38 protein-coding genes are annotated in these 22,925 nt (G+C 70.3%); 13 read left to right on the plus strand and 25 right to left on the minus strand.

What is annotated here, in order from left to right; genetic code table 11:
- Nucleotides 1-224: 224 nt before the first annotated feature.
- The 25 genes from C2847_RS08655 to C2847_RS13050 all read right to left on the minus strand — a co-directional run bounded on the left by C2847_RS08655 (nucleotide 225) and on the right by C2847_RS13050 (nucleotide 14,217).
- On the minus strand, nucleotides 225-521 hold the full coding sequence (locus C2847_RS08655) for a hypothetical protein (RefSeq protein WP_039456918.1): 297 nt from the start codon (nucleotides 519-521) through the stop codon (nucleotides 225-227).
- Nucleotides 479-1,669: a phage head morphogenesis protein gene (locus C2847_RS08660; protein ID WP_071677784.1), complete on the minus strand. Its 1,191-nt coding sequence runs from the start codon at nucleotides 1,667-1,669 to the stop codon at nucleotides 479-481. The genes C2847_RS08655 and C2847_RS08660 overlap by 43 nt, the downstream gene beginning before the upstream one ends.
- Nucleotides 1,653-3,164 carry a DUF935 domain-containing protein gene (locus tag C2847_RS08665; RefSeq protein ID WP_071677783.1) on the minus strand — a complete coding sequence of 504 codons (1,512 nt, stop codon included), beginning with the start codon at nucleotides 3,162-3,164 and terminating at the stop codon, nucleotides 1,653-1,655. The genes C2847_RS08660 and C2847_RS08665 overlap by 17 nt, the downstream gene beginning before the upstream one ends.
- Complete coding sequence (locus tag C2847_RS08670) at nucleotides 3,164-4,447, minus strand: terminase large subunit domain-containing protein (RefSeq protein ID WP_105318003.1); 1,284 nt, start codon at nucleotides 4,445-4,447, stop codon at nucleotides 3,164-3,166. The genes C2847_RS08665 and C2847_RS08670 overlap by 1 nt, the downstream gene beginning before the upstream one ends.
- Nucleotides 4,437-4,970, minus strand: coding sequence for a phage protein Gp27 family protein (locus tag C2847_RS08675; RefSeq protein WP_052155158.1), 534 nt, complete (start codon nucleotides 4,968-4,970; stop codon nucleotides 4,437-4,439). Before C2847_RS08675 ends, C2847_RS08670 begins: the two co-directional genes overlap by 11 nt.
- A complete protein-coding gene (locus C2847_RS08680) occupies nucleotides 4,967-5,149 on the minus strand; it encodes a hypothetical protein (RefSeq protein WP_071677781.1) in 183 nt (60 codons plus the stop codon). Before C2847_RS08680 ends, C2847_RS08675 begins: the two co-directional genes overlap by 4 nt.
- A gap of 2 nt (nucleotides 5,150-5,151) precedes the next feature.
- The gene (locus C2847_RS08685) at nucleotides 5,152-5,481 is read right to left on the minus strand and encodes a hypothetical protein (protein WP_071677780.1); all 330 of its coding nucleotides are present in this window, start codon (nucleotides 5,479-5,481) and stop codon (nucleotides 5,152-5,154) included.
- A gap of 10 nt (nucleotides 5,482-5,491) precedes the next feature.
- A complete protein-coding gene (locus C2847_RS08690; protein WP_071677779.1) occupies nucleotides 5,492-5,740 on the minus strand; it encodes a hypothetical protein in 249 nt (82 codons plus the stop codon).
- A 60-nt stretch (nucleotides 5,741-5,800) separates the two neighbouring features.
- Nucleotides 5,801-6,247 (minus strand): hypothetical protein, encoded by a 447-nt coding sequence (locus C2847_RS08695; RefSeq protein WP_039456905.1) that lies wholly within the window; start codon nucleotides 6,245-6,247, stop codon nucleotides 5,801-5,803.
- The gene (locus C2847_RS08700; protein ID WP_105318004.1) at nucleotides 6,240-7,061 is read right to left on the minus strand and encodes a helix-turn-helix domain-containing protein; all 822 of its coding nucleotides are present in this window, start codon (nucleotides 7,059-7,061) and stop codon (nucleotides 6,240-6,242) included. The genes C2847_RS08695 and C2847_RS08700 overlap by 8 nt, the downstream gene beginning before the upstream one ends.
- A complete protein-coding gene (locus C2847_RS12310) occupies nucleotides 7,058-7,321 on the minus strand; it encodes a hypothetical protein (protein ID WP_164835684.1) in 264 nt (87 codons plus the stop codon). The genes C2847_RS08700 and C2847_RS12310 overlap by 4 nt, the downstream gene beginning before the upstream one ends.
- Nucleotides 7,321-7,560, minus strand: a complete 240-nt coding sequence (locus C2847_RS08710; protein WP_164835685.1) for a hypothetical protein — start codon at nucleotides 7,558-7,560, stop codon at nucleotides 7,321-7,323. Before C2847_RS08710 ends, C2847_RS12310 begins: the two co-directional genes overlap by 1 nt.
- The gene (locus C2847_RS12315) at nucleotides 7,557-7,748 is read right to left on the minus strand and encodes a hypothetical protein (RefSeq protein WP_054391876.1); all 192 of its coding nucleotides are present in this window, start codon (nucleotides 7,746-7,748) and stop codon (nucleotides 7,557-7,559) included. The genes C2847_RS08710 and C2847_RS12315 overlap by 4 nt, the downstream gene beginning before the upstream one ends.
- Nucleotides 7,721-7,936, minus strand: coding sequence for a hypothetical protein (locus tag C2847_RS08720; RefSeq protein ID WP_105318007.1), 216 nt, complete (start codon nucleotides 7,934-7,936; stop codon nucleotides 7,721-7,723). The genes C2847_RS12315 and C2847_RS08720 overlap by 28 nt, the downstream gene beginning before the upstream one ends.
- Nucleotides 7,920-8,303: a hypothetical protein gene (locus tag C2847_RS08725; protein WP_039456885.1), complete on the minus strand. Its 384-nt coding sequence runs from the start codon at nucleotides 8,301-8,303 to the stop codon at nucleotides 7,920-7,922. Before C2847_RS08725 ends, C2847_RS08720 begins: the two co-directional genes overlap by 17 nt.
- Entirely contained in the window at nucleotides 8,300-8,680 is a 381-nt protein-coding gene (locus C2847_RS08730; RefSeq protein ID WP_054391874.1) for a helix-turn-helix domain-containing protein, read from the minus strand. Before C2847_RS08730 ends, C2847_RS08725 begins: the two co-directional genes overlap by 4 nt.
- A gap of 197 nt (nucleotides 8,681-8,877) precedes the next feature.
- A complete protein-coding gene (locus C2847_RS12320) occupies nucleotides 8,878-9,033 on the minus strand; it encodes a hypothetical protein (RefSeq protein WP_164835686.1) in 156 nt (51 codons plus the stop codon).
- Between the two features lie 551 nt (nucleotides 9,034-9,584).
- Nucleotides 9,585-9,863 carry a hypothetical protein gene (locus C2847_RS08745; protein WP_105318009.1) on the minus strand — a complete coding sequence of 93 codons (279 nt, stop codon included), beginning with the start codon at nucleotides 9,861-9,863 and terminating at the stop codon, nucleotides 9,585-9,587.
- Nucleotides 9,860-10,141, minus strand: coding sequence for a hypothetical protein (locus C2847_RS08750; RefSeq protein WP_039456873.1), 282 nt, complete (start codon nucleotides 10,139-10,141; stop codon nucleotides 9,860-9,862). The genes C2847_RS08745 and C2847_RS08750 overlap by 4 nt, the downstream gene beginning before the upstream one ends.
- Nucleotides 10,131-10,316 carry a hypothetical protein gene (locus C2847_RS08755; RefSeq protein WP_039456870.1) on the minus strand — a complete coding sequence of 62 codons (186 nt, stop codon included), beginning with the start codon at nucleotides 10,314-10,316 and terminating at the stop codon, nucleotides 10,131-10,133. The genes C2847_RS08750 and C2847_RS08755 overlap by 11 nt, the downstream gene beginning before the upstream one ends.
- Nucleotides 10,316-10,741 (minus strand): hypothetical protein, encoded by a 426-nt coding sequence (locus C2847_RS08760; RefSeq protein ID WP_105318010.1) that lies wholly within the window; start codon nucleotides 10,739-10,741, stop codon nucleotides 10,316-10,318. Before C2847_RS08760 ends, C2847_RS08755 begins: the two co-directional genes overlap by 1 nt.
- Nucleotides 10,728-11,072: a hypothetical protein gene (locus tag C2847_RS08765; protein WP_105318011.1), complete on the minus strand. Its 345-nt coding sequence runs from the start codon at nucleotides 11,070-11,072 to the stop codon at nucleotides 10,728-10,730. The genes C2847_RS08760 and C2847_RS08765 overlap by 14 nt, the downstream gene beginning before the upstream one ends.
- A complete protein-coding gene (locus C2847_RS08770; protein ID WP_071677771.1) occupies nucleotides 11,069-11,863 on the minus strand; it encodes an AAA family ATPase in 795 nt (264 codons plus the stop codon). Before C2847_RS08770 ends, C2847_RS08765 begins: the two co-directional genes overlap by 4 nt.
- 10 nt (nucleotides 11,864-11,873) lie before the next feature.
- Nucleotides 11,874-13,805 (minus strand): helix-turn-helix domain-containing protein, encoded by a 1,932-nt coding sequence (locus tag C2847_RS12850; protein ID WP_105318012.1) that lies wholly within the window; start codon nucleotides 13,803-13,805, stop codon nucleotides 11,874-11,876.
- Nucleotides 13,783-14,217, minus strand: a complete 435-nt coding sequence (locus C2847_RS13050; RefSeq protein WP_105318013.1) for a helix-turn-helix domain-containing protein — start codon at nucleotides 14,215-14,217, stop codon at nucleotides 13,783-13,785. The genes C2847_RS12850 and C2847_RS13050 overlap by 23 nt, the downstream gene beginning before the upstream one ends.
- A 7-nt stretch (nucleotides 14,218-14,224) precedes the next feature.
- On the opposite strand from C2847_RS13050, the gene C2847_RS08785 reads away from it, so the two are divergent.
- The 13 genes from C2847_RS08785 to mraZ all read left to right on the plus strand — a co-directional run bounded on the left by C2847_RS08785 (nucleotide 14,225) and on the right by mraZ (nucleotide 22,924).
- Entirely contained in the window at nucleotides 14,225-14,815 is a 591-nt protein-coding gene (locus tag C2847_RS08785; RefSeq protein WP_164835688.1) for a S24 family peptidase, read from the plus strand.
- 93 nt (nucleotides 14,816-14,908) lie between these two features.
- Nucleotides 14,909-15,178, plus strand: coding sequence for a hypothetical protein (locus C2847_RS08790; protein WP_105318015.1), 270 nt, complete (start codon nucleotides 14,909-14,911; stop codon nucleotides 15,176-15,178).
- Between the two features lie 71 nt (nucleotides 15,179-15,249).
- Nucleotides 15,250-16,263 carry a phage protease gene (locus C2847_RS08795; protein WP_105318016.1) on the plus strand — a complete coding sequence of 338 codons (1,014 nt, stop codon included), beginning with the start codon at nucleotides 15,250-15,252 and terminating at the stop codon, nucleotides 16,261-16,263.
- The gene (locus tag C2847_RS08800; RefSeq protein WP_071677766.1) at nucleotides 16,263-16,646 is read left to right on the plus strand and encodes a capsid cement protein; all 384 of its coding nucleotides are present in this window, start codon (nucleotides 16,263-16,265) and stop codon (nucleotides 16,644-16,646) included. Before C2847_RS08795 ends, C2847_RS08800 begins: the two co-directional genes overlap by 1 nt.
- Entirely contained in the window at nucleotides 16,646-17,554 is a 909-nt protein-coding gene (locus C2847_RS08805) for a Mu-like prophage major head subunit gpT family protein (RefSeq protein WP_105318017.1), read from the plus strand. Before C2847_RS08800 ends, C2847_RS08805 begins: the two co-directional genes overlap by 1 nt.
- The gene (locus C2847_RS08810) at nucleotides 17,551-17,988 is read left to right on the plus strand and encodes a gp436 family protein (RefSeq protein ID WP_039456851.1); all 438 of its coding nucleotides are present in this window, start codon (nucleotides 17,551-17,553) and stop codon (nucleotides 17,986-17,988) included. Before C2847_RS08805 ends, C2847_RS08810 begins: the two co-directional genes overlap by 4 nt.
- Entirely contained in the window at nucleotides 17,988-18,485 is a 498-nt protein-coding gene (locus tag C2847_RS08815; RefSeq protein WP_071677764.1) for a phage virion morphogenesis protein, read from the plus strand. The genes C2847_RS08810 and C2847_RS08815 overlap by 1 nt, the downstream gene beginning before the upstream one ends.
- On the plus strand, nucleotides 18,482-18,973 hold the full coding sequence (locus C2847_RS08820; RefSeq protein ID WP_071677763.1) for a hypothetical protein: 492 nt from the start codon (nucleotides 18,482-18,484) through the stop codon (nucleotides 18,971-18,973). The genes C2847_RS08815 and C2847_RS08820 overlap by 4 nt, the downstream gene beginning before the upstream one ends.
- A gap of 1 nt (nucleotide 18,974) precedes the next feature.
- Complete coding sequence (locus tag C2847_RS08825) at nucleotides 18,975-19,172, plus strand: hypothetical protein (RefSeq protein ID WP_071677762.1); 198 nt, start codon at nucleotides 18,975-18,977, stop codon at nucleotides 19,170-19,172.
- A gap of 14 nt (nucleotides 19,173-19,186) precedes the next feature.
- Nucleotides 19,187-20,599, plus strand: a complete 1,413-nt coding sequence (locus tag C2847_RS08830; RefSeq protein ID WP_105318018.1) for a DUF2586 family protein — start codon at nucleotides 19,187-19,189, stop codon at nucleotides 20,597-20,599.
- Nucleotides 20,600-20,610: 11 nt separating this feature from the next.
- Nucleotides 20,611-21,027, plus strand: coding sequence for a hypothetical protein (locus C2847_RS08835; protein WP_039456840.1), 417 nt, complete (start codon nucleotides 20,611-20,613; stop codon nucleotides 21,025-21,027).
- Between the two features lie 8 nt (nucleotides 21,028-21,035).
- Nucleotides 21,036-21,287, plus strand: a complete 252-nt coding sequence (locus C2847_RS08840; protein WP_039456838.1) for a DUF6848 family protein — start codon at nucleotides 21,036-21,038, stop codon at nucleotides 21,285-21,287.
- Nucleotides 21,288-22,489: 1,202 nt separating this feature from the next.
- The gene (mraZ, locus tag C2847_RS08845) at nucleotides 22,490-22,924 is read left to right on the plus strand and encodes a division/cell wall cluster transcriptional repressor MraZ (protein ID WP_038028266.1); all 435 of its coding nucleotides are present in this window, start codon (nucleotides 22,490-22,492) and stop codon (nucleotides 22,922-22,924) included.
- The last annotated feature ends 1 nt before the right edge of the window (nucleotide 22,925 follow it).

Consider the following 22,925-nt stretch of genomic DNA (forward strand, 5'->3'; position numbering starts at 1 on the left):
TGAGCGCCCTCCCGGAGAGGGAAAGACGCTGTGCACAGGAGGGAGGAAACCCGGCCTGAAAGGCCCAAAAAGGCGGGGGGAGGCCGGGGCTAAGGGGGAAGGCCAGGCCACCCCCTTCCCGGGCCTTCCAGGGGGGTTACAGGGCCGTGTAAGCGCTTTCAAATCGGGGATGGCGGAAGAAGGGGGGCCGGGGAGGACCCCCGGCCCCCCTGGGCCTGCCGCCCTCAGGGCTCCAGTCCCACCCGGGCGAGGAAGGCCTCCCAGGTCTCGGGAAGGGGGAAGCCGTGGGCCCGAAGCCTGGGCCCTTCAGCGAAGACCTCCCGGGCCAGGGCGAGGGCGGCCTCCCGGTCCTCCCGCGCGGCGTCCCTCAGGTACCCCCGGAAGGGGGTCCACTCCTCCACAGCGTCCAGGAGCTCGTCCGGGTCGGCCTCCTCCCCCCGGTCCAGGAGCTCCCTCACCCAGGCCACGTAGGCCCGGGCTAGGGCGAGGGGGGCGTAAGCCAGGGAGGTCTTTTGAGCCATACCACCTTGTCCCAAGGGACGTCCAGCTCGCTCAGGTCCCGCACGCTGTAGCCGGTGGCCAGCGTCCCGCTGTGGAAGGAGTATACCACGAACCAGAGGGCCTTGAGCCTGGGCCCCCGGGCCTCCTCGGGGATGAAGGAGGCGGGGGCCAGGGCGGCCAGCACCGGGCCCTGGTCCCGGGCGTAGGCGAAGAGGGCGGCCTCGGGGTGGGCCGGGGCCTCGCGGCACAGGCCCTCGTAGACCTCGGGAGGGGTGCCCGGGGCCAGGTGCCCGTCCATGACCCGCTGGGCCACGTGGAGCTCCAGGCTGGTGGCCCGCTCCCGGCCGAGAAGGGGCCTCAGCTCCTCGGGAACGGAGCGCCCCCGGCGGTTGAAGGGGGCCCGCACCATCTCCCCGGCGGCGAAGAGCCAGTCCCGAGGGGCGGGCCTCCCCTGGCCCCGGCTCTCCGCCAGGCCCCTGAGGTGGGCCCGGGCCTCGGGGAGGGCGGCGAGGGCCCGCAGGAAGGCCCGCCAGAGCTCAGGGTGGTAGTCCCGGGGGTCGGGGCTCCACTCCTCCGCCGTGGGGGGGCGGCCGAAGCCCGCCTGGGGCTCGTGGGGAGGGGGCTCCTTCCAGGCCCGCCTCTCCCCTTCCTCCCGGGTGTAGGTGACCAGGGCGGTGCGGCAGTTGTGGTGGAGGGGCGGGACGTGGGTGCGCCAGAACGGGTGGTCGGCGGGGAGGACGATCCCCGCGAGGGGCCGGCAGATCTTTGAGGTGCGCCCGTCCAGGACCACGGAGAGGCCCCAGTAGGGCCTGAGCTCCCGGGCGGAGACCGCCTCCTTCCACCGCCCCGCCCCGTAGGCCAGCTGGAGGTTGGTGCGGAAGACGGTCTCCAGGCGGTGGCGGCTCCCCTCGCCCCAGGCGTTCTTGACCCGGTCGGAAAGCTCCCTTTGGAAGTCCTCAAAGGGCCTCCCCTCTTCCAGGGCCCGGGCGAGGGCGTCCATCGTCTCCTGCACCATGTCCAGCGCGGCGAGGCCCGCCACGAAGAAGGCCCGGCGCCTCGCCTCCTCCCCCAGGGCGCGGAACTCGGGATCGGGGAGGGGAAGGCGGGCCCGGAACCAGCGGAGGGCCTCCTCGGGCCGCAGGGGGTCGGGCTCAACCGTCCAGGCCACTGTCCTGCCGCTGGGCCCATCTCCCCGCGAGCTCGGAGAGGGTGAGGGCGGCCTCCAGGAGCTGGGCGAGCTCGGCGAAGGAGATCCCGGGGAAGAGAGCGAGGAGGCGCCGCCTCAGGTCCTCGTACCCCTCGGCCTCCCCGATGGCCTGGAGGAGGGCGGGAAGCCCGGGCATAGGGGCCTTTTCTAGGAGCCTATCCCCCAGGCCGTCCACGAAGGCCTGGCCCGCCACCAGGCCCCGCTCTTTTCTCTCCTGGGGGGCGAGGAGGGGGGTGAGGACGGGGCCCTGGGGGTCGGGGGCGGGGACGCCGAACTCCTCCCGGAGCCAGGCCTCGGGGATGGAGAGGCCCATGCCCAGGAGGGTCTGGAGCACCCGGGCCCGGCTCTCCAGATCCTTCTCCTCCTCCACCTCGGGCACCACGAGGGGGGCGAGGTCCAGGAGCTCGGGGCCGAAGTTGAAGGCCACGAAGGGCTTGAGAAGCCCCTCCCGCAAGGTGCGGGCCAGGGCCCGGGCGTCCGCCTTTAGGAGGTCTATCCGCACCCGCTCGTGCACCTTGGCCAGGGCGTAGCTCCCCCCTTCCCCCTCCGAGGAGGTGAGGGTCTGTCCCAGCACCGCCTGGGTCATCTCCCGGTTGGCCAGGCGAATGAGGCGCTCGTAGACCTCGGGCCCCTGGCCCTTGGCGGCCTCGAGGATCTCTATCTCGGTGTCCTTGGAGATCACCCCGGCGGCGTCCGCCCCCAGGCTCCGCACCGCCTCCTCCAGCCGGCGGCGCTCCTCCTCGCCGGCGGCGGGATCGTACTTGCCGATGCGGTACGGCTGGCCGTAAACCTCGGCGAAGATCACCCAGTCCTTCAGGGCGTAGTGCTTAAAGACGTACAGCCAGGCCAGGCTCCGCATGAGCCCGGCGCGGGTGGGCAGGCCCGAACGGGCGCGGTAGCGGTGCTCTATAGCCCCGCCGTAGGGGAAGGCCTCCTCCCGACCGGGCCCCGCCGCCAGGTAAAAGCGGTCCTCTCCAGCGCGGTAGACCAAGAGGCCCGGGTGGACCCAGCGGAAGGCCTTGGGGCGCCACAAAAGGCCATCCCACTCCCAGGCCACCGCCACCACGCTCACCCCCTGCGGAATGGCGGAAAGGAGGTCGGTCATGAGGTCCTCCAGGGGGAGGTCCCAGAAGACCTCCTCCACCGCCCGCAGGACGCGCCGGGCGTCCCGGCCCTCCCCAGCGGGCTCCAAGCGCCAGTCCAGCCCCACCACCGCCAGCTTCCGGGTCTGGAGGAGGGAGAAGAGGAGGGCGTCTCGCTCCTCCATCTCCTCAAAGAGCTCCGCCTGGAGGGCGAGGTCCCCCTCATCCGCCTGGCGCAGAATGCGGGCCAGGCGCTCGGGGGTGAGGCCCCGGGCGGGGTAGACCCGGTAGGGGTCGTTCAGGGGGAGGAAGCCCCGGGCCTGCCCCGGGGGCTCCTTGGGGATGGGGTTCCCGTACTGGTCCAGGATGGGCATCAGAAGGCTCCTTTCCAGCCGGCGAAGAGCCGCCGGGCCACGCTGCGGTACTCCACGGGGCCCCTCCGGGTTTCGGCGGCGTGCAGGGCCAGGGCCAGGGCCCAGAAGCGGTCAGCGTGGCCCCGCTCGGAGCGCTCGGCGTCGTAGCGCACGTTCCCCGATGGGGTGACGATGCGCCGCACGCTGTGGAGGTCCTCCCGGAGGGCGCGGTCGGCGGGGATGCGCACCCTACGGTCCTCAAAGAAGAGGCGGAGGCGCTGGGCCAGATCCGCCTTCACCTCGGGGGTGAACTTCACCGGCTCCACCTTGTAGCCGAAGGCGCGGCGGGCGTTCTCCGCCAGCATCTCCCCCAGGCCGGTGGCGTCCAGGCAGGCCCGGCGCACCCGGGGCAGGAGGGCGTGGAGGCGGGCCTCCTGCTCGGCGAAGGGGGCCCGGTGGAGGGCCTCCACGAGGCGCGCCCAGTACACGTCCCCCACCCGCTCCAGCACCACCAGGACCGTGAGGTCCCGGTGCCGCCCCACGTCCATCCCCAGGTAGGCCCGCTCGGGGTCCCACTCCCCCCGGGGGTCCTCCTGGGCCTCGTTCTGCAGGATGAGGGTCCAGGGCAGGAAGGCCTCCTCCTCGGAGACGAACTCGCAGAGGTACTCCTGCTGCCAGATGAAGTCGTCGGCGAGGCCCGCCCGGAGCTCCTCGGGGTCTATGGGCAGGCCCTCGGCCACCGCGTCCAGGAGGGTGACCCGGTGCCGGCTCCAGACCTCTCCCCCCTTCTCCCAGAGCTCGTAGAACTTGCCCCGGGGGCCGTTGGGGGTGCTCATGATCCTGATCTTGAGATCGGGCCTCCGCGTGATGATGGGGAACATGGCGGCCCAGATGGCCTCGGAGTCCTGGTGGAAGGCGAACTCGTCCAGGAAGACGTTCCCGGTGTAGCCGCGGGCGGTGCGGGGGTTGGCGGGGAGGAAGATGAGCCTGGACGTGTTGGGCAAGCGGATCTCCAGCTGGGTCACCTCCTCCCCCGCCTCAAAGAAGCGGCTCTCCAGGGTCTCCGCCGCCTGCTTCAGGGCCGCGAGGTGGCGCTTGGCCTTCTCCGCAAGCTCCCGGCTCTGCCGCTCGCCGGCGGAGAGGAGGACCCAGAGGGTGCCGGGGCGCTCCACCGCGTCCAGGACCACCTCCAGCGTCCCGGCGAAGCTCTTCCCCGTCTGCCTCGCCCAGAGGCCGATCTTGAAGCGGGATTGGTCCCACACCCAGCGCCGCTGGTACGGGAGGAGGAGGCGCTCAGAGTCCATAGATGTCCCGCTTGATGGCCTCTATGACCTCGGGCTCAATCTGCCGGGCGCGGAGGCTCTCCTCCACCTTCTGGGCCGCCTCCTCCCTTAGGGAGCGGTCCAGCCGCTCCAGGCTCAGGGCCACCCGGGCGGCCTCGAGGCCGAGCCGCACCACCTTCTCCGGATCCACCTCCTCCCCGAGCTCCAGGTCCTGGAGGTAGCGGAGAGCTTTGTGCACCACGATGTTGGCGAGGGCGGCGGCGTAGGAGAGGCGCTTGCCCGTGGCCTCCTCCACCGCCTCCACCAGGCGCTCCATCTGCAGGACCTGATCCAAGGCAGGGGCCAGGTGGCGGGCGTGGCGGCGGACGCTGGAGGGACTCACCTCGTGCCCCTGGGCCCTGAGCCAGAGGGCGATCCCCTCCATGCTGTAGGGCCTGCCGTCCTCCTCCGTCTCCTCCCCCAGGAGCATGGCGTCCACCCGGTCGCGAAGGTCCTCCGGGAGGGTGCAGACCTTGCAGAGGCGGTGGCGCTTGTAGCCCTTCACGGCCGCACCCAGCCCACCAGGGCCGCCACCAGGGCCAGGGCCAGGAGTCCCCGCTCCCAGAACCGGGCCCGGCGCTCCCTCTCCAACTCCTCCCGGAGGAGGCGGAGCTCGGCGAGGATCTCCTCGTGGTGGCGGCGGAAGGCCACGGCGAGGGCGTGGATCTCCTCCCTGAGCTCCACGGCTACCTCCTGGGCAGGAGGACCCCGGGGTCCTTCAGGTTCCCCTCCACCAGGTCCATGCCCTGGGTGGTGAGGCGGACCAGGGTGAACTCCCCGTCCTCGTCCCAAACCGCCTCCACGTAGCCCTTCTGCTGCAGGTAGCGCACGGCGGCGTTCATCTCGGAGCGGGCGGGGAGGACGTGGGAGAGTTCCATGACCCGGGCCAGGACGCCTCTCGGCATGGCGTAGGGGTCGTGGATGTTGACGGGGGCGTCCACCCCGAAGGCGTTCAGGTACAGGGCCTGGAGGATCGTGCCTCGGATCAAGCGCTGGCGGTTTGGATCCCTGAACATGGCGCTCCTTTCACGGGAAGAGCTTGTGGACGGGAAGGCCCAGGAGGCTGGCCACGATGCCGAGGAGGAGGGCCAGGACCGTCCAGAAGAGGGGGCGGCTCCAGAGGGAAGGGGCCTGGGGCTTGGGCATCATGCGGTAGAGGCGGAGGGCCCAAAGGCGCTCCCTGAGAGGGCGAAGGTCCGCCTCTGAGGCCCCCAGGCGGGCGAGGAGGGCGAGGGCCTCCTGCCAGAGCTCCAGCTCCAGATCGCGTTCATCCACGGCACCCCCAAAAGCTTGGCCCCCGGAGCTTCCTCCGGGGGCAGGTTTCCCACCTTAGGTCTATTCTACCCCGGGGGGTGGGGGGGTGTCTACCTCGGCCCGGCGGGCGAGGCGCACGAAGAGGTCCAGGAGGTCCAGGGGGGCGTGGGTCTGAAGCCGACCGGCCGAGGGGTTGTAGCTCACCAGGGTACTGGGCTTCCCCTTGCCCAGGTAGGCTTCCATGAGCTGCCGTTCCCCGTATCCCAGCCCCCGGACGAAGGCCCGGGCGTCGTGCCGCCACAGGCGCAGGTTGTGGGCCTCTATGCCCAGGGGCGGGACCGGGGGGACGTAAATGGGCAGGAAGGCCGGGGCCTCGGGGGGGCGGGCGTGGAGGTCGGCGCGGCCCCCGAAGGCCCCGGGCCTGGGGTCCTGGGGGTGGACCGGGACCCAGCGGGCCTCCCCGTGTTCCACCCGCCAGAGGGCCAGGGCCACCCAGGCCGCCCGCCAGAGGTCCAGGGGTTCATGCATAGCGGCCCTCCTCCTTCAGGGTCCATCCTTCCCCAGTCCGGTGGACCAGCCCCTGGTCCTCCAAGCGGTCCAGCCAGCGGCGGACCGTGGTCTTGGGCCACCCCAGGTCCCGGACCAGGGCGGTGAGGGTCACGGGCTCCCGGTACCGGGAGAGGGCCCGCAGGACCTCGGCGGCCCGGCCCTCCCCTTCCACGCTAAGCTCCATCGCCCGGGACTCCTGGTACCGGATGGTGGTCCGCTCCCGGACGGGGGCGGTACCACCGGACGCCAGTACCGGCACCTCAGGTTCCACCCCGGCCCCTTCCGGTACCGCCTCGCGGGCCTCCTCGGTACCGGCGAAGGGGGGGCGTGGTACCACCGCGGTACCGCTCTTCCGGGCGGAGGTACCACCCGGTACCGCCTGCCCGGACCCCTCCCGGTCCAACGTGGCTCCCTTGGGGGACACCCGGACCATCTCCCCCACCACCTTCCCCACCACGTAGGTCCCCACGGGGACGAAGAGGCTCATGGCCAAGGTCTCCCACAGGGCCACCCCGGGGGCCGCCCGGTGCATGGAGAGGGCGTTGCCGAGCCACACCAGGGCCAGGGCGGCCACCGCCCCGCCCCCCGCCCAGGCCGAGCCCCGAAGGAGGGAGTTGGAGAGGAGGGAGAGGAGGAAAGCGGTGAACTCCAGGCTCGCCGCCAGGCCCCAGGCGAGCCAGGGGGGGAGCCCCCCCAAGGAGAGGGCGTACCACTGGGCCAAATGTCCGGTGCTCATGGAAAGGGTGCTCAGATAGGCCAGGATCAGCAGGGACACCAAAAACGCCTTCATCATGCTTTCCTCCCGCGCAAAAGGTCCGCCGCCTCCAAGAGGGCGAGGAGGGCCCGGCCCCGGGCCTCGTCCAGCTGGCGGAAGCGGGCCTCCAGCGCCCGGTGGCGGGCTTCCAGGGCCTCCAGGGCCCGGCGGCGCTCCTCCAGGAGCCTGAGGGCCTCGGCCAGGGTCTCCTGGGCCTGGTAGACCCGCAGGATCTCCCCGCCCGCCGCCCCCTCGAGGGCGGCTTGCGTGAGGATGGTCAGGGCATCCTTGGGCTCCATCACCCCTCCGGCTTCAAGGGCTGCCACATCCAGTAGGCCCGCCCCCTCTGCTCTCCCCACCACACCAGCCCCCCGGGCACCCGGAAGGAGGCGGAAAGCCGCCCCACCCCGGGGCAGTAGGGCCACCCCTGGGCGGTGATGCCGGAGAAGAGGGGCACCGCCTGGGTGCGGCAGGCCACCTCGCGCTCTAGGTCCGAAAGCCACGAGGAAAAGGGGCGGAAATGGTCTTCGCGCCTCATACCCACCTCCAGACCAGGGCCAGAACGACCCCCAGAAGACCGAAGAGGGAGGCCAGGAGCAGGAGGCCCACGGAGGCCCCCTCGGGGAGGGGGCCCCGCCGGGAAAGGGCCAGGTAGGCGAGGAGGAGGAGAAGCCCCACCTGGGCCGCCGCCACGTAGATCAGCGTGAGCTTGAGTAGCGCCGCCACAGGGCCTCCTCTACCGCCTCGAGGTCGTAGCCCCAGTCCAGCTCCAAAAGGTCCTCCCCCCGGAAGAGGGCCAGCGTCCAGCGCCCCTCCTCGTCCAGGAAGGCCCACACCAGAAGCCCCCCGCGCTCGCGCGGGTAGCTCGCCACCAGCCCCTCCAGGACGGCCAGGACCTCATCGCCCTCCTCCATCGGCCACCTCAAACAGGCCGGGCTGGGCCCAGCGGGGGGAGCGGTGGGCCTTCCAGTGCCGCCAGGCCAGGTCCAGACCCCGCACCGCCGCGTGCAGCTCCTCTATGCGGGAGAGGAGGCTCTGGCGGTAAGCGCGAAGCTCCTCCTCCGAGTCCGCCACCTTGTAGACCTCGTCCCCGGCGGGGGACTCGGCCACCACCACGGGGAGCACCCCGCGCTTGCGGAGCTCGGCGATGATGGCCCGGCCCCGGCGATCCCCGCCGAAGTGGCGCCCAAACTCCTCCCGCGGCACCCCCCACGCCCCCCGCATGAGCAGGAGGTCCACCGCGGCCCTAAGCTCCCCGTCCGTGATCTTGGGGACCTTCATGCCTCCTCCTCCTTCGCCAAGGCCTCGGCCAGGGCGAGGAGGGCCTCCTCGGGGGAGACCCCAAGGGCCTCCTTCCCCCCGGCCGAAGCGCGGAAGCCACCCTTTGGGTCCGTGAAAAGCTCCACCCGCAGGCCCGCCCGCTCCATGAGGCGGAGGGCGAGCCAGGCGGCCTGGGCCGCGGGCACACCCCCCTCCACCAGGCGCTCCAGGCTGGCGGCGGTGATGTAGACTTTGCGCCCCACGCGCACGGTGCGGACCCGCCCCTCCCTAATGAGGCGCTCCACGGTGGGCCGCCCCACTTCCAGCACCGCCGCCGCCTGGGCGGGGGTGAGGAGGGGGCGGTCCAGGCCCATCTCTCTAAGCCGCTCCCGGATCATACGTCCTCCCCCTTGCAGGCCCCACGACGGTCAAGTGCGGCGTGCGCCCGTACTCGGGCGGCCCCCCGTAGATCCACGTGAGCCGGAGCCGCACGGCCAGGCAGACGCAAAGCCCCACCGCCCCGTCAGGGGCCAGCGCTGGAACAGTGAGGGCCCTCTCGCACCCTTCCACCGGGCAGGGCACGAGCACCGGTCCCTTAGACCGCTCCCCCATCCTCCCCCTCCAGCCAGGCCTCCAGGATCCGCCAGGGCTCCATGACGCGAAGGGCCTCGGGCTCCGCCTTGGGCCCGTCCCAGAGGCGCAGGGGCCTCAGCCAGAACTTGAGGCCCCCGTCCTCCCACTTCACCCTCACCTCCCCCCGGCCCCCCCCCCCCCCCCCCCCCCCCCCCCCCCCCCCCCCCCCCCCCCCCCCCCCCCCCCCCCCCCCCCCCCCCCCCCCCCCCCCCCCCCCCCCCCCCCCCCCCCCCCCCCCCCCCCCCCCCCCCCCCCCCCCCCCCCCCCCCCCCCCCCCCCCCCCCCCCCCCCCCCCCCCCCCCCCCCCCCCCCCCCCCCCCCCCCCCCCCCCCCCCCCCCCCCCCCCCCCCCCCCCCCCCCCCCCCCCCCCCCCCCCCCCCCCCCCCCCCCCCCCCCCCCCCCCCCCCCCCCCCCCCCCCCCCCCCCCCCCCCCCCCCCCCCCCCCCCCCCCCCCCCCCCCCCCCCCCCCCCCCCCCCCCCCCCCCCCCCCCCCCCCCCCCCCCCCCCCCCCCCCCCCCCCCCCCCCCCCCCCCCCCCCCCCCCCCCCCCCCCCCCCCCCCCCCCCCCCCCCCCCCCCCCCCCCCCCCCCCCCCCCCCCCCCCCCGGGGGGGGGGGGGGGGGGGGGGGTCCCGGGGTTCGCCCGGGCCAGGCGGATCACGGCCTCAGGCCTCACGGCGCACCTCCACGAGGCGGCGCCCCAAAAGCTCGGGATCGCACCGCCAGCAGGGGATGTCGTCCAGCATCCCCCGCCCCCCCGCACAGGTCGCAGGCCTGGGAGCGGGAGGCCCGCAGGGCCGCCTCCTGGGCCTCGGCCTCGTCCAGGTAAAGCTGGGCCAGGAAGGCCTGCTTGTGGCTCAGGGCCAAACGGGCCCGCTGCCGCAGCTCCGCCGGGGTGAGGCCGTGGCCCCGGATGGTGTCCAGGACGCTACGGAACGGCCGGGGCCTCATGGACAGGCCACCCCCTTCATGCGGTGCGGGTGGGAGAGGAGCTCCCTCGCCTTGGCGTCGTTCTCCGCCTGGGCGGCGGCCACCACCGCCAGGGCCCTGCGGGCCAGGCGCTCCAGCTCCCCCTGGTCCACCGCCTCCGTGTCCCGGGCCTCGTTGGCGGCCCGCACCATGTCCCGGGCCAGGTCGTAGAGGGCGTAGGCCACCCGCATGTGCCGGGGAAGCCCCTCCTCCGCCAGCTCGTCCACCAACTCCTCCAGCTTGGTCCGCTTACCCTTCACGGCGCACCTCCTCGTGCCGGGCCAGCCACTCCCGCTCGGCCTCGGCAAGGACGGCTTGGATGCCCCTTCCCGCCTCCTCCAGGGGGCGGGGGCGCGCCCCCCGGAGGGCTTCCACAAGGGCGGCCCGGACCTCCGGGTCCTCCCTGAGGAGCCGAATGAGCTCTTCCCGCGTCATCAGTTCCCTCCCCGGGGCGCCGGGGGCTTCGCCCCGAAGAGCCCCGCCGCGAGGGCCGCCTCCAGGGCCTCCGCGTGCCGGGCCACCAGCGCCCCGTAGACCGCCTTTCGCTCGTGCTCCAGGACCTCAAGCTCCGCCTGGAGCTTGTCCAGCTGGGTTAAAATCTGCTGCAGCCTCTTTTCCGCCTTCTGCCACTCCAGGTCCTGGGCGAGGAGCACCCTGGTGCGGGCCTGGCGCTTCCGCTCCGTCTTGCCGGGGACCTCGAGGTAGGCCTGGGCCTCCCGGGCCTCCATCCACCGCTCCAGCTCCCGCCTCTCCGCCCGGAGCGCGGTCATCTGCCGCTTCACCTCCCCGATGAGCCCGGGGAGCTCCAGAATGCGCATGACCAGGCGGGCGGCCTCGAGGGTGTAATCAACCCTGTTCACGAAGGACCTCCTCAGCCAGCTCGTTGGTCCTCTCCATTGAGGGGACCTCAACCACCAAAACGCGCCGAATGATTTGGCTATACCTCCCCGTGGTGATGTGTATCTCCGGGCGTACTTCTATTACCCTCACGTGAGTAACTTCTCCCATTTGCGAATAAGGGCGTAGGTCGCGGATTTGAAGGAAGGTATCCTCTTCAATCCAGCTCAGGTCCTTGGGGATGATGGCGATGGGGTTGCGAGGCCAGGTACCGTCTTCCGTCAAGTAGACGTAGGTAGCCTCGTACCGGACAGGCGGTATACCCTCCTGGAGCTTCTGAAAAGGCTTCTTCACCGCGCACCCCCCGCGAGGTTCAGGCGGCTCGCCACCCGGCGCACGTGGGCCGGGGTGAAGGCGGCCTTGGTGAGGCCCCGCTCGCCGCTCCACTCCACCACCCGGTCCATCTGCCGCATGAGCCGCACGATGTCCCGGAGGATCCCCCCGGTGAGGGTGTGGACCTCGGCCAGGACCTCCGGGGAGTAGCCGGAGTCCTTGTAGATGGCCTGGGTCTCCTGGAGGGAGATGGGGCCTATCCGGGCCACGGTGCCGATGCGGCTCTCAATGTCCCGGTGGCGCCGGATCTGTCCCTCAAACTCCTCCGAGGTGATGAGGACGAAGGAGCTCCCGGTCTCGTCCGCCAGGTACTTCACCGTCTCCAGGGTTGGGCGGTCCAGGAGCTGGGCCTCGTCCACGAAGATCACCCTGGGGCTCATGAGGAGGGCGTCCCGCACCATGCTGAGGAGGACGCGGAAGGTCTTGGTGCGGGTGATGCGGAGCTCCACCGCCAGGTCCTCCAGGAGGGCCGCCGGGGAGTAGCTGGGCTGGGCCCGCACCCAGGGGGCCTCGTGCTCCCGGGCCCAGTAGCGGCAGGTGAGGGTCTTCCCCACCCCCGCCGGGCCCACCACCAGGGCCAGGGGGAAGCCCTCCTGGGCCACCAGGTGGAGGTGCCCCAAGAGGGCCTTCGCCCCCTCCGTGGGGATGAACCCGTCCCGGGGGTCCTTCCAGAGCTCCGCCTCCCCCATGACGATGCCCAGGGCCTCGTCAATGAGGGCCAAGGTCTGGTCGCCGTTCGCCTTCCTTCCCATGCGCTACCTCCTATTCCTCCTCGCCCCGGGGCAGCAGGCCGCGCTCCTTTAGCCACTGCTCCCCCAGGGCGATGGGGTCCAGAACCAGGTCGTCCTCCAGCTCGGCGGCGAGCTCCTCCACCCCGCGGGCGATCTCCTCCGGGGAAGGGGCGGGGAGCTCCTGGGCCCGGAGGGTGATGCGCTCCCGCCGGGGCAGGGGGGCGAGGCCGGAGAGGCGCTCCAGCATGTCTTCCAGCCGCATGGCGGGGGAAAGCTCCTCCACCAGGCGGCGCGCCTCCTCCTGCAGGGCGCGGATGGCCGCCTTGTCCGCCGCCCGCTTGGCGCGGGCCTCGAGGCTGTCCGCCCGCAGGGGCTCGGGAAGGAGCTCCCCGAGGACCCGCAGGGTGCCGTCCGGGTTTCGGAGGGCCACCCTGAGGGGCTGGCCCGGGAGGACCTGCACGTCCAGGACCACCACCTTCTGCCCCTGCCAGGGCAGGAGGCTCCCGTGGCGGGGGTCCAGGTACCAGGTGCGCCCCCGGTACTGCACGGTGCCGTTCCCCCGCACCACCCGCTCCACCTGGTAGGCCGCGGCCAGGTAGAGGTCTTCCAGGCGGTACTCCGCGAGGCGGTGCCGGGGGACGAAGGCCCGAAAGAGGTCCAGGCGGCTTAGCCCGTCCTCCAGGGGCTCCCGGTGCCAGGTGCCGAGGAGCCACTGCAGGGCGCGGGCCTTGTACTCCTCCTCCAGGAGCAGGCGATCCGGGTAGGGGTCCCGCTCGGGAGGCATCCCCTCCGCCACCCAGCGCCGGGTGTTCTGGAGGAGGCGGCGGAGCTCGGAGGAGTCCCGCTCCGTGGCGTCCGAGCCCGCGTAGCCGGGGAGCAGGGCCTCAAAAGTTTGGTGGAAGGCCCCGAAGAAGCGCTCCACCTTCCCCCGGGTGTGAGAGACGTGGGGCCGGGAGTAGACGAGCTCAATCCCCAGGGTTCGGGCCCAGTGCTCCGACTTGTCTGAACGGTAGACCTTGCCGTTGTCCCAGTAGATGCGCTCGGGCACGCCCCGCACGTCCCAGTCGGGCACGATGGCCGTCTTGTCCTGGGTCATGAGGATAAGGAGCTGGTCCGTGGGGACCTGGCTCTCCTCCCGGCTGAACACCAGGGAGGGCACCGCCCCCGAGTAGACGTCCAGGGCCACGTGGATGCGGAGGCGGACCATGCGGTCCTCCTCGGGGAGGTAGACGAAAACGTCGCACCTGGTCATGTCCACCATGACCATCTGCATGGGGTACTCGGCCAGGACGTGCCCCGCCCAGGTGCGGGCGAACTCCCGCCTCCCCTCCTCGGAGAGGAGGGCGTAGCGGAAGGCGGGATTGTCCTCCGCCTTCCGCAGGATGCGCCGCACCGTGGCCTCGGAGAGCCGGAACAGGGTTTCGGTGGAGTAGGGCCGGTAGAGGAGGAGGCCCGGGTCGTTGGCCTCCACGATGCGCAGGATCCTCCGGGCGCTCGCCCGGGGATGGGCGAGCTTGAGGCCCACCACGAGCTTCCTCAGCTCCGCGGGCACCCGGTGAGTTCCCCGGTCCCGCCGAGGGCGCCGTGCATACAGGAGTTGTCCCGCTTCATAGCGGCGGAGGAGCCGGGCCAGGTGGTTGGGCGTGACGCCGAGCCGCTGCGCCTCCTCCTTGATGAGGTCCCACTTGAGCCCCCGGGGGAGGTCCCGGGCCTCCGCGGCGATCCGGGGGAGGTGGGCCTCGAGGGCGGGCTGGGAGGCGGAGGAGGCCTCCACGGGCCGGGGTTCAGGGGGAGCCTCCCGCCCCAGGGCCAGAGCCAGGAGGTCGGCGTCCACCAGGGTGCGCCAGGTGCGGCCGTGCTTCTCCTTGCGGGTGGGAATGCCGTGGCGCTGAATGAGCCTCCACGCCGAAGCGCGCGAAACTCCTAATCTTTCCGCGGCCTCATCTACGGGAAGCCAGGACATCGCTTTCCTCCTCCATCAGATCCTCTACACCAACCCCCAGGGCCCTTGCGATTTTTAGCAACGTGGCCGCAGATGGCCTAGTTCTAGCCCCGGAAAGCAACATCGCTATATGGCCGCTTGACAGACCGGTCACTCGGGCTAGCTCCGCCTGCGTAAGGCCCCGGTCAGCCATCAGCTTTTGCATCATGCGAGGTGAAAAGCGGTGCTTTACTCTCATCTGAGAGAATGCTAGCATCCTTTTCGTGAGTAAGTCAAGGGCCACTCCCTTGACTTTGGGGTCATAAGGAGAGAAGCACATCAACCTTAGGGGCACTCTCCGCCCCTGGAAGGGCCTCGGGCTCAGGAGGGGAGAAGAAATGGGACGGACTAGAACAAAGGAAGCCCTAGAAGGGCCGTTCGCCAAAGAAATCATCAAGAAGATGAAGGAAATGGGATTTCGCAAACTTGAAGAGTTCGCCGACTACTACAATATCGGAAGGACCACCGTCTACAGCCTGGTCATCGGAAGAAAGATCGGGGACAAGTACATCAAGCCGAGCCTTGACACCCTTACCAAGCTTTCCCTTGCGCTAGAAATCCCGGTAGAACAGCTCATTGAACGGCTTTACCCGGAAGGCTCCTTCCTTACAAAGAAAGAGGTGGGAGTTCCTATTATCGGCTACGTAGGCGGCGGCCCTTCCCAGCTGGAGGAGATTGAGGAGCGCACCGTCCCCGTGCGGGTCAAGGGGGACGCCCGGCACCTCGCGGCCTTCAAGGTGCGGGGCAACTCCATGTGCGCCGGGAAGCGCCCCATCTGCCACGGGGACGTCATCATCGTCAACACCGAGGACAAGGGCCACCCAGGGGCCATCGTGGTGGCCCGGCTGGAGAACGGGGAGTACGTGGTGAAGCTCCTCAAGAACGGGGCCCTCTACTCCACCAACCCCGAGGAGAACGGGCCTCCCGTCATTCCCCTGGACCAGGTGGCGGAGATCGTGGGCCGGGTGGTGGAGGTGCGGAGCAGGCTCTAGATTGACACCCCCTCACCCCCTGGGTTAAACTGGGGCTAAGGTGGGGAACGTGCCCCCGGGGAAGCCCGGGGGCAAAACCTTTTGGAGGGAAGGATGCTCAAGGTCATCCGTATCGCCTACTTCGCCCTCGGGCTCGCGGTCCTGGTGGTGGAGGACCTCATGGACGGGGTCCCGGGCCTCCAGAAGAAGGAGGAGGCCATGAAGCGGGTCAAGGAGGTGGTGAACGCCATCCTCGGCTTCTGGCCCGCCTGGATCCCGGACCCCATCCTGGGGTGGGCCATTGACCAGATCGTGGCGCTCTTCAACCGGGACGGCACCTTTCGCAAGGGCGCGGGCGCTCAGCCTCAAGGGGCCGGGGCCTAGCTGGCCCCTCTCCCCGGAGACCGCGAGGGCAGAGAACCGCGCCTACTGGGGGGTGGTGCTGAGGCGGCCCTATGACGAGTTTGACCGGCTTCCCCAAGAATACCGATACCTCCACCCCGACCTTTTCCGGCACGCTGCGCGCCGCCTTGGCCGAGGCGCCTGAGCGCATCCCCCTGCACCCCTTCGGGGAGTTCGTGGGGAACGGCACCCTCTTCCTCTTCGACGAAGCCTCCCTGGCCCAGGCCCAGGCGGAGCTGGCCTCGAGGGGAGTGCCCTGGGTGCTGGACTTCCACCACCAGACGGTGCGGGTGGAGGAGGGGCAGGCGGGGGAAGCCCCGGCGGCAGGGTTCGTGACGGGCCTCGAGGTGGGGGAGGACGGCTTCGTCTACGGCCTGGTGGCGTGGTCGGAGACGGGCCGGGAGCGGGTGGCGAGAGGGGAGTACGCCTACGTCTCCCCGGTCTTCTACTACGACCCCACCCCGGACGAGATGGGCAGGCACCGGGTGCTGGGCTACCACTCCTTCGCCCTCACCAACAACCCCGGCATCCGGTTCCAAAAGCGCATAGAAGCGGAGGCGGACATGCTGGAAAAGCTCAGGCAGGCCCTAGGACTGGACCCGGAGGCCACCGAGGAGGCGGCCCTCCAGGCCCTGGAGGACCTCAAGCGAGAGGCCGCCGTGGGCCGGGTGGTCCTGGAGGTGGGGCTCGGGGCCGAGGACCCCACGGAGCTCAAGGCCAAGCTCCTGCGCCTCCTGGCCGCGCAGGACGCCCTGGAGGAGCTGGAGCGCACCCGGAAGGAGCTGGAAGCCATCAAGGTCCAGACCCGGGAGGAGAAGGCCCAGGCCCTGGTGCGTAAGGCCCTGGAGGAAGGGCGCATCCTCCCCCACCAGCGGGAGTTCTGGCTCGCCCAGGCCCGGGCCGACCTCGAGGCCGCCCGCAAGGCCCTGGAGGGGATGCCCCGGCTGGTGCCCGTGGAGCTGCCCAAGGCGGAGCGGAAGGCCTTGGAGGAGGACGAGCCTCTGCGCAGGCTCGCCCAGGTCTTCAGGGTTTCCGAGGAGGCCCTGAAGCGGTTTGGAGGTGAGTGATGTTTGACACCGAGCGCTGGGCGGACGAGTACCTCATCCCCCTCCCGGTGAAGGCGAACGCCGTCATCCGGCAGGGAGCCCTGGTGATGGTGAGCGGGGGCTACGCCGAGGAGGCGGCCCCGGGCACCGGGAAGATCGCCCTGGGCGTGGCCCAGGAGACGGTGGACAACACCGGGGGGACGGACGGCGCGAAGAAGGTCCTGGTGCGCCGGGGAGTGTTCCGCTTTGAGAACGACCCCGCCGACCCCGTGGGCCCCACGGAGCTGGGAAAGGACGTTTATGCCACCGGGCCCAACACCGTGGGCAAAACGGGCACGGGCCGCTCCAAGGCGGGCCGGGCCCTGAAGGTGGAACCGGACTACGTCTGGGTGGAGGTGTGGTAATGATCCTGAACCGCGAGAACCTGAGCGCCCTCAGCCGGACCCTCAGGAGCCTGGTCTTTGAGGCCAAGGAGGGGTACACCCCCCTCTGGCCGAAGCTGGCCCTGGAGGTCCAGTCCAACGGCCGGGCCAACTACTACGCCTGGATGGAGAACATGCCCACCATGCGCCTCTGGGAGGGGGAGCGGCAGGTCCAGAACCTCACCGCCGAGACCTTCGCCATCGCCAACGCCGACTGGGAGGCCACCTTCGCCGTGTCCCGCACGGACGCGGAGGACGACCAGATGGACCTCATCCGCATCACCGCCCTCCAGTACGCCCGGAGGTGGGCCGAGCACGACGACCTCCTCATCGCCGACCTCCTGCGCAAGGGGTTCCAGCAGAAGGGCTACGACGGCCGCCCCTTCTTCGGCTCCCACACGGTGGGGAAGCGGACCTTCCAGAACGCGAGCAATGCTCCCCTGACCCGGGAGGCCTTCCGTCAGGCCCTGAGCCAGATGAGGCAGCTCACCGACGCCCGAGGCTACCCCCTGGGCTTCTTCTTGCAAAAGCCCATCTACCTGGTGGTGGGCCCCGGGCTGGAGAGCACCGCCTACGAGATCGTGGGGGTGCCCACCCTGCCCTCGGGCGGGGCCAACCCCGACTACGGGAAGGCCGAGATCCTGGTCAGCCCCTGGCTGGTGGAGGAGTACGAGACCTACTGGTTCCTGGTGGATGGGAGCCAGGCCATCCGCCCCTTCGTCCTCCAGCGGCGGAGCCGCCCCGAGTGGGTGGCGAAGGACGACCCCGAGACCTCCGACGAGGTCTTCAAGCGCAACGTCTTCATCTACGGGGTCTACGAGCGTAAAGCGGCGGGCTACCTCTTCTGGCAGCTGGCCTACGGCTCCACCGGCACCGGCACCGGCGCATGATCACCCTCGAGGACCTCCGCCAAGCCCTCCCCCTAGACGTCCTCCTCTACCTGGTGGACGAGGAGGGGGCGGGGGTCCTCACGCCCGAGGGCCAGGCCCGGGCCGAAGCCGCCCTGAGGGAGGCCTGGGCCGAGGTGGAAAGCTACCTCGCCCAGCGCTACGCCCTCCCCCTCCCCTCCCTCCCCGAGGTGCTGAAGGCCAAGGCGGTGGACATCGCCGTCTACCGCCTCATGCTCCGCCGGGGCATCCGGCCCGGCACCGCCGACGAGGCCGCCCTCACCCGATACCGGGACGCCGTGGCCTTCCTTCGGGACGTGGCCGTGGGCAAGGCCTCCCTGCCCCTCCCCCCCACGGGGGAGCCCGCGAGGCCCAAGGGCGGGGCCGCCGTCCGGGGGAAGCGGGTCTTCTCCCGGGAGAGCCTGGAGGACTTCTGATGGGCGTGCGCCTCAAAGGGGACTGGCGGGAGCTAAACGAGGCCCTGAGAAAGCTCGGGCGGGGCGTCCCCCAGAAGGTCAAGGAGGCCATCGCCGAGGGGATCCTCGCCCGCACCCACCGCCGCTTTGAGGAGAGCCGGGCCCCGGACGGCTCCCCCTGGCCGCCCCTCTCCCCCGCCACCCTGGCGAAGGAGGTGCGGCCCAGGGACCGGCTCAAGCGGGGCGGGATCTCCGCCGCCGCCCAGAGGCGCGTGGCCCTGCGCAAGCCCCTGGTCGTCACGGCCCGCCTGAAGAACTCCATCTCCTGGAAGGTGGCGGGAAGCCGCATCTACGTGGGCACTAACCTGGAGTACGCCCGCATCCACCAGTTCGGGGGCTACGCCGGGAGGGGGCGGAAGGTCTACATCCCCGCCCGCCCCTTCCTGGGCCTCACCGAGGAAGACCGCGAGGAGGCCAAGGCCCTCCTCCTGGAGTGGATGAAGGAGGCGACGCGGTGATCGCCCCGGTGCTGGAGTACCTCAAGGCGGCCTGCGCCCACGCGGGCCTTCCCCCCACCCGGGTCCTGGTGGGCCGGAGCCGGGAGGAGGCCTACCGGATGGCCCCCGCCGCCCTGATCCAGCCCCTCACCGGCGCCCTCAAGCGGGACGGGAGCCGGGTAGTGGCCGGGCCCGTCAAGACCCGGCGCAGGCTCTATGGAGGCACCTTACGTATCCGCCTGGAGCTTTATGCCCGCTCCAGCGAGGAGCTGGACCAGCTCCTCGCCGGGGTTCTCCTCTATATGTGGGACACCCCCCTGCACGTGGGGGAGGACTATCACGCCAAGCTGAACGATATCGCCCTCTCCTATCTGGACGAGGAAGGCCTCCTGGTGGGGGAAAACGCCCTGGCCCTGGAAGTCCCCGTGGAGATTGCCCTCTACGAGGACACCGCCTGGGTGCCCATCGCCGTGGAGGTGGAGGAGGCGGTCCTCGAAGAGGAGGTCTAGGATGCCCAAGGAAGAGGAAAAGGTCCAAGCGCAAGAAGCCCTTCCCACGATTGAAGAGCACGCCCAGGCCCTGGGGGTGCCCCCGTGGGCCTTCGCGGGGCTCAAGGTCTACGCGGGCTGGGCCGAGGGGACCCGGGTCTCCCGCGCCCAGTTTGAGAAGGCCCTGAAGGAGTTCCTCCAGGGGCCCACCCACAGGTAGGAGGTAGATAGAAGATGGCAAGGCTACCCGGCGTCTACCCAGAGATCCAAGACGGGGGCCTGGGCATCGTGGCCCCGAGCGGCGAGGGCCAGCGGGTGGTGGTGGGCGTCTCCAGCCAGGGGCCGGTGGACCAGGTCCTGGCCTTCAGCGACCTCGCCGCCGTCCCCGGCGTCCTGGGCACCGGCCCCCTGGCCCGGGCCGTGGCCGACCAGCTGGCCTACGGGGGCGGCCAGGTCTACGCGGTGCGGGCGCAAGCCGACATCGCGGGGAGCGTGGCCGCGGACAGCGGCAACCCCTCTTCCCCCGCCGTCACCATCACGGGAAGCCCCCTGGACGCCTACGAGATCGTGGTAAGGATAGCCAAGGGAGGGGCCCTGGGCACGGCCACCTTCACCTACAGCCTGGACGGCGGGGACACCACCAGCCAGGAGATCGCCACCGCCGCCACCTACACCCTGCCGGGGACGGGGCTCACCCTGAACTTCGCCACCGGCACCTACGCCGCGGGGGCCACCTACCGCTTCCAGGCCACCGCCCCCCAGGCCAGCGTCTCTAGCGTCCAGGCCGCCGTCCGCGCCGCCCTCAACACCAACCTGCAGTACGAGTACATCCAGGTGGCCCAGCCCACCGGCCCCGCCATGTGGGCCGCCCTGGGCGCCCTGGCCGACGAGGCCGAGGCGAACTTCCGCTACATCTTCTTCCTCACCGAGACCCTGCCCCCGGGGAACGACCCCGACGCCTGGGTCAACGCCCGCTTGAGCGAGAAGGCGAGCTTCAGCCACAAACGGGTGATGATCGTGGCCGCCTGGGGGGAGGTGGTGGACACCCTCACGGGCAGGCTGGAAGTGCAGAGCCTCGCCTCCCGCGTGGGGGCCCGCATCTCCAGCCAGCGGGTCCACGTCTCCCCCGCCTGGGTCCAGCTCGGGCCCCTGAGCGGGGTGGTCCAGGTGGCCCCCTTCGTGGACACCCCCTTCGGCAAACAGAGCCTCTTCAACAACGCCCACGCCCTGGCCCTGGACCAGGCGGGCTTCACCACCGTCTACCGCCTCATCGGCCGGGACGGCTGGTTCCTCGTGGACGGCCGCACCGCCGCCGCCCCCACCAGCGATTACAAGGTGATTCAGAACCGCCGGGTCATGGACAAGGCCACCTACCAGGTGCGCCAGGCCCTCCTGGACTTCGTGCAGTGGCACGTGGACCCGACCGACCTCAAGGCCAGCCTGGCGAGCCTCCTGGCCCGGGCCAACACCCCCCTCCGCCTCATGCAGGCCGCCGGGGAGATCGCCCGGGGCCGCGTGGTGGCCCCTCCCGGCCAGGACATCCTGGCCTCCCAGACCCTTCGCCTCCAGATCCGCATCGTCCCTCTGGGCTACCTGCGGGAGATCGTCATGGACATCGGCTTTGAAAACCCCTTCCTGGTGGGGTGAGGAGGTGAAGCATGCCCATTAACGGCCGCTACTACGACTGGGAGCACATCAGCATCCAGGTGAAGGGCGTGCCCCTGGCGGACGTCCTCTCCATTGACTACGAGGACTCCGAGAAGGTCAACGCCATCTACGGCAAGGGCCGCACCCCCAGGGGCTACACCAAGGGCAACTGGGAGGCCTCGGGAAAGCTCACCCTCCTCCGGGAGGAGTACGACCGCCTCCGGGCCGCCGCCCCCGAGGGAAACGTCTACAAGCTTGACCCCTTTGACATCGTCATCTCCTACGACAAGGGCAACGGCACCGCCGTCACCGACACCCTGAAGGACTGCCTCTTCACCAAGCGCTCCTTCGGCGGGGTGGAGCAGGACACGGAGCGGATCACCGTGGAGCTGGAGTTCGTGGTGCTCGGGGAGATCCAGCACGGCTAGGAGGCTAGATGGAACGGGAAAAGCCCTTCTACACCTTCACCCACGGCGAGAGCACCTTCGCCTTCCGCAGGCCCGACATCGCCCAGGTGGACCGCTTCACCAGCCGCATGGCCCGGGCGCCCTTGAGCGCCGCCCTGGACTTCACCCGTGAGCTCGCCCTGGACCAGGAGGCCTGGGCCCGCGCCACCGCGGAGAAGCCCGGCCTCGCCCTCACCGCCGCCAACGGCATCCTGGAGGCCCTGGGTTTCCAGGCCGGTTAGCGGAGCTGGAGCGTGACCCTCCACCCCTCGCCCAGCTTTCCGCCCTCATCCGCCACTGGCTCCACCGCGAGCCTCCCGAGGACCCGGAAGACTTCCTAGAGCTGGCCCGCCAGGCCCTCTGGCTGGAAAGGCGCTACCTCCGGCAGACCCCCAGGTGAAGGCCTGGGGGTTGCGCTTTGGGGGCGGGGCTACCAGGAGGAGGGGGTAGGCGAAACATTATGGTACACCAGATGAGTTTTTCATTAGCATACACTAAGCTATCCTTTAGATTTTGGGCTGAGACAGCGTCACGGTGTCTCAGTTATGCAAAAGGTGCATAACACGATAACGAAGGGCTTCTCGCCACTTTCGGACGCTGTCTCACGCTGTCTCACGCTGTCTCAAGTACCCCCTTCACGCTGTCTCACGCTGTCTCAGCCTATACAAACGACTGCATAGCGGCATTTCCCGGCTCCTGTAGCCGCTTTACTCCTCTCATCAACTTTGCGCGGTTTGCTATAAAGTGGGCTTACATCAACGGGCGCTTTTGCCTTCCTCATCGCCCTCTTTTACTGTCCTAAAAGCGTGAGCGATTTGCCCCAAAAGCATGACTGACCTCGGTCAAAGATTGCCCCGGTCAGCGGCTCCAGGTCGGCAAAAATTAACCTGGCACAGCGTCCTTTTCCGATCAGCATCGTACTGACCCGCATTACTGTCCTGAAAGCGTGATCGGCCGCCCTCCGCCAAACCGCCGCCTTTTTTCGGGAGCCCGCCGCCTTTTTTCGCCTTCTTTATCGCCTTCGTTCGCCTTCCTTCGCCTTTAGTCGGGTCCAGCCCAACTATCCTAAAAGCACGCTCTATTACACTGGAAACAGGGGCGGCACGGCAAACCCCACCCGGTGCAAGGCCCAGTAGAGGGGAAGGGCTTGCCCGGCCCGCCACAACCCCTGGGATGGGCCGCTTGAGGCCGGCGGCGACGCCGGCCCCAGAGAGATGACCGCTGAAAACAGAACCCGGCTTACGCCCTGTCCTGGGGCTCCCCAAGCTTCGGCTTGGGGTTTTTCTTTGCATCCGGGGTGGGAATTAAGTGGGATACAAGTGGGAGGTAGTGGAAAACTGTGGGGAATCCGTGCTATACTCCTGGGCAAGAACTCCTCTGCGGGTAAGGCTCCAAACTGGACGCCCAAGCCCAGCCAGCCCCAGAGGGTGGGACCAGGTGGGAAATGCCCTTCGGCGAGTACCAGTACAGCCTGGACGACAAGGGGCGGGTGGTGATCCCCGGCCCCTTCCGGGATTTCCTCGAGGATGGCCTGGTGCTCACCCGCGGAATGGAGGGCTGCCTCTACGTCTTTCCCTCGGACCGCTGGCGCAAGATTGAGGAGCAGCTGGTCAACCTCCCCCTCACCGACGCCCAGGCCCGGGCCTTCGTGCGCTTCTTCTACTCCGGGGCCCACAAAACCCGCATGGACAACGCCTCCCGGGTCCTGATTCCCCCACCCCTCCGCCAGTTCGCAGGTCTTCAGGAAGGTGGGGAGGTGGTGATCGCCGGTGCCCCGGGACGGCTGGAGATCTGGAGCCAGGAACGCTGGTGGAAGACCATTGAGGAGATCATGCAAAACCCCCCGGCCCCCGAGGCCCTCAAGGGGCTCATTGGATAGG

The organism is Thermus tenuipuniceus (assembly GCF_002964845.1).
In the GTDB taxonomy this organism is placed as follows: domain Bacteria; phylum Deinococcota; class Deinococci; order Deinococcales; family Thermaceae; genus Thermus; species Thermus tenuipuniceus.

Excerpts from the sequence above, each read along its gene's own strand:
- C2847_RS08800 (WP_071677766.1), top strand. The coding sequence starts at position 16,263 with ATGTTTGACACCGAGCGCTGGGCGGACGAGTACCTCATCCCCCTCCCG.
- C2847_RS08825 (WP_071677762.1), top strand. The coding sequence starts at position 18,975 with ATGCCCAAGGAAGAGGAAAAGGTCCAAGCGCAAGAAGCCCTTCCCACG.
- C2847_RS08840 (WP_039456838.1), top strand. The coding sequence starts at position 21,036 with ATGGAACGGGAAAAGCCCTTCTACACCTTCACCCACGGCGAGAGCACC.
- C2847_RS08720 (WP_105318007.1), bottom strand. The coding sequence starts at position 7,936 with ATGGAGGAGGGCGATGAGGTCCTGGCCGTCCTGGAGGGGCTGGTGGCG.
- C2847_RS12850 (WP_105318012.1), bottom strand. The coding sequence starts at position 13,805 with ATGTCCTGGCTTCCCGTAGATGAGGCCGCGGAAAGATTAGGAGTTTCG.
- C2847_RS08695 (WP_039456905.1), bottom strand. The coding sequence starts at position 6,247 with ATGCATGAACCCCTGGACCTCTGGCGGGCGGCCTGGGTGGCCCTGGCC.
- C2847_RS08710 (WP_164835685.1), bottom strand. The coding sequence starts at position 7,560 with ATGAGGCGCGAAGACCATTTCCGCCCCTTTTCCTCGTGGCTTTCGGAC.
- C2847_RS08830 (WP_105318018.1), top strand. The coding sequence starts at position 19,187 with ATGGCAAGGCTACCCGGCGTCTACCCAGAGATCCAAGACGGGGGCCTG.
- C2847_RS08700 (WP_105318004.1), bottom strand. The coding sequence starts at position 7,061 with ATGATGAAGGCGTTTTTGGTGTCCCTGCTGATCCTGGCCTATCTGAGC.
- C2847_RS08810 (WP_039456851.1), top strand. The coding sequence starts at position 17,551 with ATGATCACCCTCGAGGACCTCCGCCAAGCCCTCCCCCTAGACGTCCTC.
- C2847_RS08745 (WP_105318009.1), bottom strand. The coding sequence starts at position 9,863 with ATGAGGCCCCGGCCGTTCCGTAGCGTCCTGGACACCATCCGGGGCCAC.
- C2847_RS08730 (WP_054391874.1), bottom strand. The coding sequence starts at position 8,680 with ATGATCCGGGAGCGGCTTAGAGAGATGGGCCTGGACCGCCCCCTCCTC.
- C2847_RS08815 (WP_071677764.1), top strand. The coding sequence starts at position 17,988 with ATGGGCGTGCGCCTCAAAGGGGACTGGCGGGAGCTAAACGAGGCCCTG.
- C2847_RS08665 (WP_071677783.1), bottom strand. The coding sequence starts at position 3,164 with ATGCCCATCCTGGACCAGTACGGGAACCCCATCCCCAAGGAGCCCCCG.
- mraZ (WP_038028266.1), top strand. The coding sequence starts at position 22,490 with ATGCCCTTCGGCGAGTACCAGTACAGCCTGGACGACAAGGGGCGGGTG.
- C2847_RS08770 (WP_071677771.1), bottom strand. The coding sequence starts at position 11,863 with ATGGGAAGGAAGGCGAACGGCGACCAGACCTTGGCCCTCATTGACGAG.
- C2847_RS08755 (WP_039456870.1), bottom strand. The coding sequence starts at position 10,316 with ATGACGCGGGAAGAGCTCATTCGGCTCCTCAGGGAGGACCCGGAGGTC.
- C2847_RS08805 (WP_105318017.1), top strand. The coding sequence starts at position 16,646 with ATGATCCTGAACCGCGAGAACCTGAGCGCCCTCAGCCGGACCCTCAGG.
- C2847_RS08655 (WP_039456918.1), bottom strand. The coding sequence starts at position 521 with ATGGCTCAAAAGACCTCCCTGGCTTACGCCCCCCTCGCCCTAGCCCGG.
- C2847_RS08725 (WP_039456885.1), bottom strand. The coding sequence starts at position 8,303 with ATGAAGGTCCCCAAGATCACGGACGGGGAGCTTAGGGCCGCGGTGGAC.
- C2847_RS08785 (WP_164835688.1), top strand. The coding sequence starts at position 14,225 with ATGAAGGAAATGGGATTTCGCAAACTTGAAGAGTTCGCCGACTACTAC.
- C2847_RS08670 (WP_105318003.1), bottom strand. The coding sequence starts at position 4,447 with ATGGACTCTGAGCGCCTCCTCCTCCCGTACCAGCGGCGCTGGGTGTGG.
- C2847_RS13050 (WP_105318013.1), bottom strand. The coding sequence starts at position 14,217 with ATGATTTCTTTGGCGAACGGCCCTTCTAGGGCTTCCTTTGTTCTAGTC.
- C2847_RS08795 (WP_105318016.1), top strand. The coding sequence starts at position 15,250 with ATGACGAGTTTGACCGGCTTCCCCAAGAATACCGATACCTCCACCCCG.
- C2847_RS08835 (WP_039456840.1), top strand. The coding sequence starts at position 20,611 with ATGCCCATTAACGGCCGCTACTACGACTGGGAGCACATCAGCATCCAG.
- C2847_RS12310 (WP_164835684.1), bottom strand. The coding sequence starts at position 7,321 with ATGGAGCCCAAGGATGCCCTGACCATCCTCACGCAAGCCGCCCTCGAG.
- C2847_RS08685 (WP_071677780.1), bottom strand. The coding sequence starts at position 5,481 with ATGTTCAGGGATCCAAACCGCCAGCGCTTGATCCGAGGCACGATCCTC.
- C2847_RS08790 (WP_105318015.1), top strand. The coding sequence starts at position 14,909 with ATGCTCAAGGTCATCCGTATCGCCTACTTCGCCCTCGGGCTCGCGGTC.